This window comes from Paraburkholderia sp. (assembly GCF_026225065.1).
In the GTDB taxonomy this organism is placed as follows: Bacteria; Pseudomonadota; Gammaproteobacteria; order Burkholderiales; family Burkholderiaceae; genus Paraburkholderia.
The window spans coordinates 1-4,856 of the sequence record NZ_JAMFSB010000163.1 but is presented as its reverse complement, the minus strand read 5'-3'; the positions used below and the strand labels follow the sequence as shown (position 1 = coordinate 4,856).

Annotated in this window: 5 protein-coding genes; all 5 read right to left on the bottom strand. The window is 63.9% G+C overall.

From position 1 onward, the window contains the following. The 5 genes from M0954_RS12310 to M0954_RS12290 are packed head-to-tail and all read right to left on the bottom strand — an operon-like array spanning window position 1 to window position 4,843. The gene (locus M0954_RS12310; protein ID WP_297353483.1) at window positions 1-441 is read right to left on the bottom strand and encodes a hypothetical protein; all 441 of its coding nucleotides are present in this window, start codon (window positions 439-441) and stop codon (window positions 1-3) included. Between the two features lie 59 nt (window positions 442-500). Beyond that, complete coding sequence (locus tag M0954_RS12305) at window positions 501-1,928, bottom strand: cation:dicarboxylase symporter family transporter (protein WP_297353479.1); 1,428 nt, start codon at window positions 1,926-1,928, stop codon at window positions 501-503. Next, on the bottom strand, window positions 1,925-2,626 hold the full coding sequence (locus M0954_RS12300) for an aspartate/glutamate racemase family protein (protein WP_297353477.1): 702 nt from the start codon (window positions 2,624-2,626) through the stop codon (window positions 1,925-1,927). Before M0954_RS12300 ends, M0954_RS12305 begins: the two co-directional genes overlap by 4 nt. An 8-nt stretch (window positions 2,627-2,634) precedes the next feature. Continuing rightward, a complete protein-coding gene (locus M0954_RS12295) occupies window positions 2,635-3,909 on the bottom strand; it encodes a cation:dicarboxylase symporter family transporter (protein WP_297353474.1) in 1,275 nt (424 codons plus the stop codon). Window positions 3,910-3,967: 58 nt separating this feature from the next. Continuing rightward, on the bottom strand, window positions 3,968-4,843 hold the full coding sequence (locus tag M0954_RS12290) for an ABC transporter substrate-binding protein (protein WP_297353481.1): 876 nt from the start codon (window positions 4,841-4,843) through the stop codon (window positions 3,968-3,970). Window positions 4,844-4,856 lie beyond the last annotated feature (13 nt).

Genomic DNA, 4,856 nt, shown 5'->3' with positions numbered 1-4,856 from the left:
TCATTTCGTATCCGCGACTGAAAAACTATTGCTGTCCAACTGCACGACGAGGCGGCCGCTGAACTTTTGAATCCGGACGCGATGCGCTCCGGGGTCCGGGTAATTGGCAAACACAAAAGCCGCGACGACACGCGGGCCGCTGAACGCATCGTCGGGCAGGTCGACCCGCTGGCCGGGCACCAACTCCCAGCTGCGATAGCGCAGGCTCTTCGGGAACGTACTGAGCAGATCGGCGCGCCCCGCGAACCATTTCGAAGCGGGCAACTCGGCGATCCGTGCGAGCATTGTGTCGTCACTCACCAGCACCACGTCTACCGCCAACGGGCTGTTGTTGTTCATGTCGTCGCTGGCCGTCAGCGTGACCTGCGACCACGACGCTTTCTCTCCGCTCAAACCCAGCATGCCGCAGCTCGCGAGCACGCACGCGCAGCCGATTGCCATCAACAGGCGAGCGCCGCGGCGCGACATGCGGCGCCCACCATCGCTCATCAACCAGTTCGTCATCTCGCTCCAACTCCAATGCCCATCAATACGATCAGCGACGCCGCCACGGCCACGCAGCCTACCGCGAGCATGAGCTGCGCGCGGGTGAACTCAAAGCGCAGCACCTGCGCGAGCTGGGCGCCGCCATGCGGGTGTCCATCGGCAAACTGGGTCCGCTCGGAAGGCAATCCCGCCGATACGAGCGCGATAACCGTGCACACCGATAACAGGCTCAGCACGTTGCGCGGCCCTTCGCAAATAAGATCGATGGTGACGAACAGCACACCGGCGGCTTCCACCGGCAGATGCAGGAACGACAGCACGACGCCTGTATAGCCGACTGTCGCCACGCCGTTCTGCCCGGCGGAGATGAATGAGGCCAACGCGGCGGCGGCGGCGATCAGCGCGATATCGCCTGCACCGAGCGGGCGCTCGTACAGATTCGCGACGAACACAGTCTCCAGCGCGAAGTAGAGTGCGGAGCCGGCCCGCACGAACACTGAGCCGAACGGCACTACGAGTTCGACAATACCGCGGCTAAACCCCAACCCGGCGCTCATCGCCTCGATGGTGTGCGGGATCGGCGCCGTCGCGCTTCCCGACGTCAGGCCGACCAGCAGCGGCGCCTTCAGGCCTTTGATCACTTGCCCCAGCGGCTGGCTGCTGCGCGCCGTGATCATCGCCAGTGCGAAGCCGCCAAGCAACAAGGTGACGAGCAAGAAGCACAGCAGGAACCCGCCCATGGCGCTGAGCGTGGCACGCTCCGTGTGCGAGGTGAGATGCGCGGCCATGCCGAACGCCAGCACAGGGATCAGCAGGTTCGCATGAGCGATGATGACTTCGAGCGTCCTGTACACGCCCTCGAACACGCTGTTCAACATGTTCGACTGGTCGCGTGAGAGCGTGGCGAACGCCATGCCGAAGAGGATCGTGCCGGTCAGGATGCCGAGCGAGCGGCCTTCGGCGAGCACCCGGTAGAAATTATCCGGAAACAGATCATGCACGCCATAGGCGGCCACGCTCGACGCAACATGCGCCGCTTGGCCGAACAATGTGACGCGCACTTCTCCTGCATCGCTCGCACTCTTGAGGACGAGACCACCGAGTTGTTCGTGCGCTGCAATGGAGAGATGCTGACCCGGCATCATGAGCACGCCGGCCAGCGTGCCGCCGATCGCGCACAGCACGACCAGCCCGACAGCCAGACCGACGATGGTGCCAGTGCGCACGGCTGGCCGCGGCAACGCCAGCACCTGGCGCAACCCGAAGAACGTGGCCACCACCAGCAGAGGCACGGCCGCCATGTTGACGACCGACAGATACAGTTCCCCGACGAAATACGCGAATGCGCCGGCCGGCGCGGCGAACACGCCGCACAGGCCACCCACTGCGAGGCACAGCAGCAAGCCCAGGGTGCTTTGCGAGAGCGTCTGCAAAGTCTTCATTGCGGCCGGTTCCAGCCGCGCGCGACCGCGAACGATACCGTGGCGCGCGCCAGCTCCAGGGAACTGTCGATCAATGCTAGCGGTGAATCCGGCAGATGCCGTGCGGCCAGTGGAATTTCCGTGCAGCCCATCACCGCCACGCGCACGTCCTGTGCGGCCAGCTTGTCGAGCACCAATGCCAGATGCCCGGCGGCATGCTTGAGTGCGCCAGCCTTGACCTCATGGATACACGCGGCGATCTCTTGCTGCATCTCTGCGTCGGGCACCACGGGCTCGATGCCGCGCGCGGCCAGCGCGGCTTGGTAAAAGCCGGACACCAGCGTGCCGCCGGTGCCGAGCACGGCCACGCGCCGCACCGAATCGGGTACCGCGGCGACGCAGGCATCGGCGATATGCAGGACCGGCGCGTCACTGCGCGCCAGCATCTGCGCATACCAGTGATGAGCCGAATTGCACGGGATCGTGACGAGTCCTACGCCGTTGCGGTTCAGCAGATCGATCCCTTCCAGCAGACCGTCGAGACAATCCTCGCCGTCGCCGAGAATGGCGCGCGAGCGGTCCGCGACGTGCGGCAGATTGGCGACCAGCATCGGCAGATGCTGCTGATCGCAGGAGGCGTCGGTGAGCTGGACGACCTTGGCCATGAAGTCGACCGTCGCGAGAGGACCCATGCCGCCGAGAATTCCGATGAGTGCCATCAATGGTCCTAGATTTTCAACGGCCGCGGACAGATCAGCGTCACCGCGGCCGCGTTGCCGATCACGAGGATCAGCGTGCGCAGCATGTCGCACAACGGATCGACTGCGAGGAACAGGATGAACGCGGCTTCGAACGGCAGGCGCAGATACGCGCACGTCATGCCCACCAGCGACACCGTGACGAGCCCGGTCATGCCCGCCGACGCAAAACCCGCCAGCACCGACGCAAGCAGCACCGTGGCGAGCTCGACGATGCCAAGCGCGTGCCCATACAGTTGGGCAATGAAGAGGGTCGCGCACACGTAATAGACCATGGGTCCGACCCGCAGCAGCGAGATCGTGAGCGGCACCAGCAACTCGACGCGTGAACGGGCAAAACCGAGTCCGTCGACGAGGCTTTCGATCATGCTCGGCATGCATGCCGCGCTATTGCGGGTCGCGAGTGCGAGTGCGAACGGCGCGCGCAGTTCGTCCAGCGTCTTGCCGAGACTATGACTCGACCGTTTCCAGATGATCGCGGTCGCGAGCAGCAGCAACAATACGGACGCGACGAAAAATGCGATGACGAAGTGCAGCATCGCGTGCAGCGGTCCCACGCCCGACTTGCCGAGCTGGGCGGCGCTCATGCAAATCAGGATCAGCGGCAGCGGGTAGCTGAGCCAGTGCATCAATCTCTGACACGCGTGATAGACGGTCTCCAGCGACTGGCTGAGGCCGGCTGAAATGCGCTCGGGCACACGTCCGACCGCAAGACCGAACAGCAGCGCGAACACCAGCGCCTTGAGCGCGTCACCGTTCGCGAGCGCCGCGAAGATGTTGGTCGGCACGAGGCTCGTCAGGACGTCGGAGAAACTGAGCGACGGTTGCGTGACATCGGCGCCGTAGAGGCTCATTACGGTGTCGCTGGACGTGCTGTCGCTGCCCACCATCAGGCCGAACGTCTGCATCGTCGCACTCGACAGGTTCTTGCCGGGATGAAGCACCAGCAACACGATCGCGCCAACCACCGCCACGGTCGCCGAGGCACACAGGAATACCGTCACCACCCGAACCAGCAGGCGCGAGGTGCCGCCGTCGCGAAACAGGCGCTGCAAACTGAAGATGACCGCCGAGATCATGAACGGCAAGGTCGTCATCTTCAGCAAGTCGACATAGATGTCGCCGATGAAGCCAAGTTTCTGCGCTTCCACGTGCAAAAGCAGGCCAAGTGTGCCACCGATCGCGAGGCTGCCGATCACCACCCACGGGTTCAGAACGAATGCATAGATCCTGCTGGAATTCATGGTGTGCTCTCTTGCGTGTGTGCGTAGGTGCTTATGTGTGTGCTTATAGGTGTGCACATCAGTCGTTGGTGGCCTGCAGGACCGTGCTTACATCGAACTTGGTATTGCGCTCCGCCAGGAACTGGTTGATGAACGCGAGCAGCGTCGGCTCGGAAACGTTCACGCCGATCGCGAGCGTGTCTTCCAGATCCTGCAACGTGACAACACGAAGCCGCAGCGACGCGGTCGGGTCGAGCTTGAGCACGCGCTTCACCTCGAACTCGTCGCGATAAGCCGCCGTTACTTCGCCCGCGTTCAGCGCGCGGAGCACCGACTCCCAGGTCGGATAACTGTGCACCTGTGCCTTTGGAAAATTGGTGATGACATAACTGGCGTACGACGAACTGGCGACTACGCCGATCGAGCCATCGTAAGAACGGATCACTTCCGGCACCCCCCGGCCATGCGCGAGCTGCGCGAATTTCACGCGATTGAGCAGCAACGAACGCTTCAGGCTCAGGTAAGGCGTGCTGAAACTGATCACCTGCGCGCGCGGCAACGTCCGCGACAACTTACTAACGGCCAGATCTGCCTGGCCTTTAGCGAGAAGGCTCACAACGTCATCGAAAGTTTTCGCGTCGCGATTGAAGCGCACCTTTACGCCGAGCTTTTTGGCGATGTCGCCGGCGAGCGTAATGTCGAGGCCTGTCAGCTGGCCGGCGCGTTCTTCGAAGAACGGCGGCTGGTCGACGCCGAGCACCGCGACCACCAACTCTCCCCGTCCGACGATGCGCGCGAACTCAGGCGCGAGCAGCCGGCCGTCCGGCATCTGGACGAGTCCCGTCGATGTCATCGGCAACGCGGCTGCGGCGACGACTACTGTTGCGGCCGGTGCGCCGGGCGCGGCCGGCGGTGGCGGCCGATTGCCCGCAGCGCCGGCGGGCAACGCAGCCAGCGTGACGACGGCC

What these genes read in the sequence shown, in the direction of transcription:
- M0954_RS12310 (WP_297353483.1), bottom strand. Translation starts at nt 441, where the DNA reads ATGGCAATCGGCTGCGCGTGCGTGCTCGCGAGCTGCGGCATGCTGGGT.
- M0954_RS12305 (WP_297353479.1), bottom strand. Translation starts at nt 1,928, where the DNA reads ATGAAGACTTTGCAGACGCTCTCGCAAAGCACCCTGGGCTTGCTGCTG.
- M0954_RS12300 (WP_297353477.1), bottom strand. Translation starts at nt 2,626, where the DNA reads ATGGCACTCATCGGAATTCTCGGCGGCATGGGTCCTCTCGCGACGGTC.
- M0954_RS12295 (WP_297353474.1), bottom strand. Translation starts at nt 3,909, where the DNA reads ATGAATTCCAGCAGGATCTATGCATTCGTTCTGAACCCGTGGGTGGTG.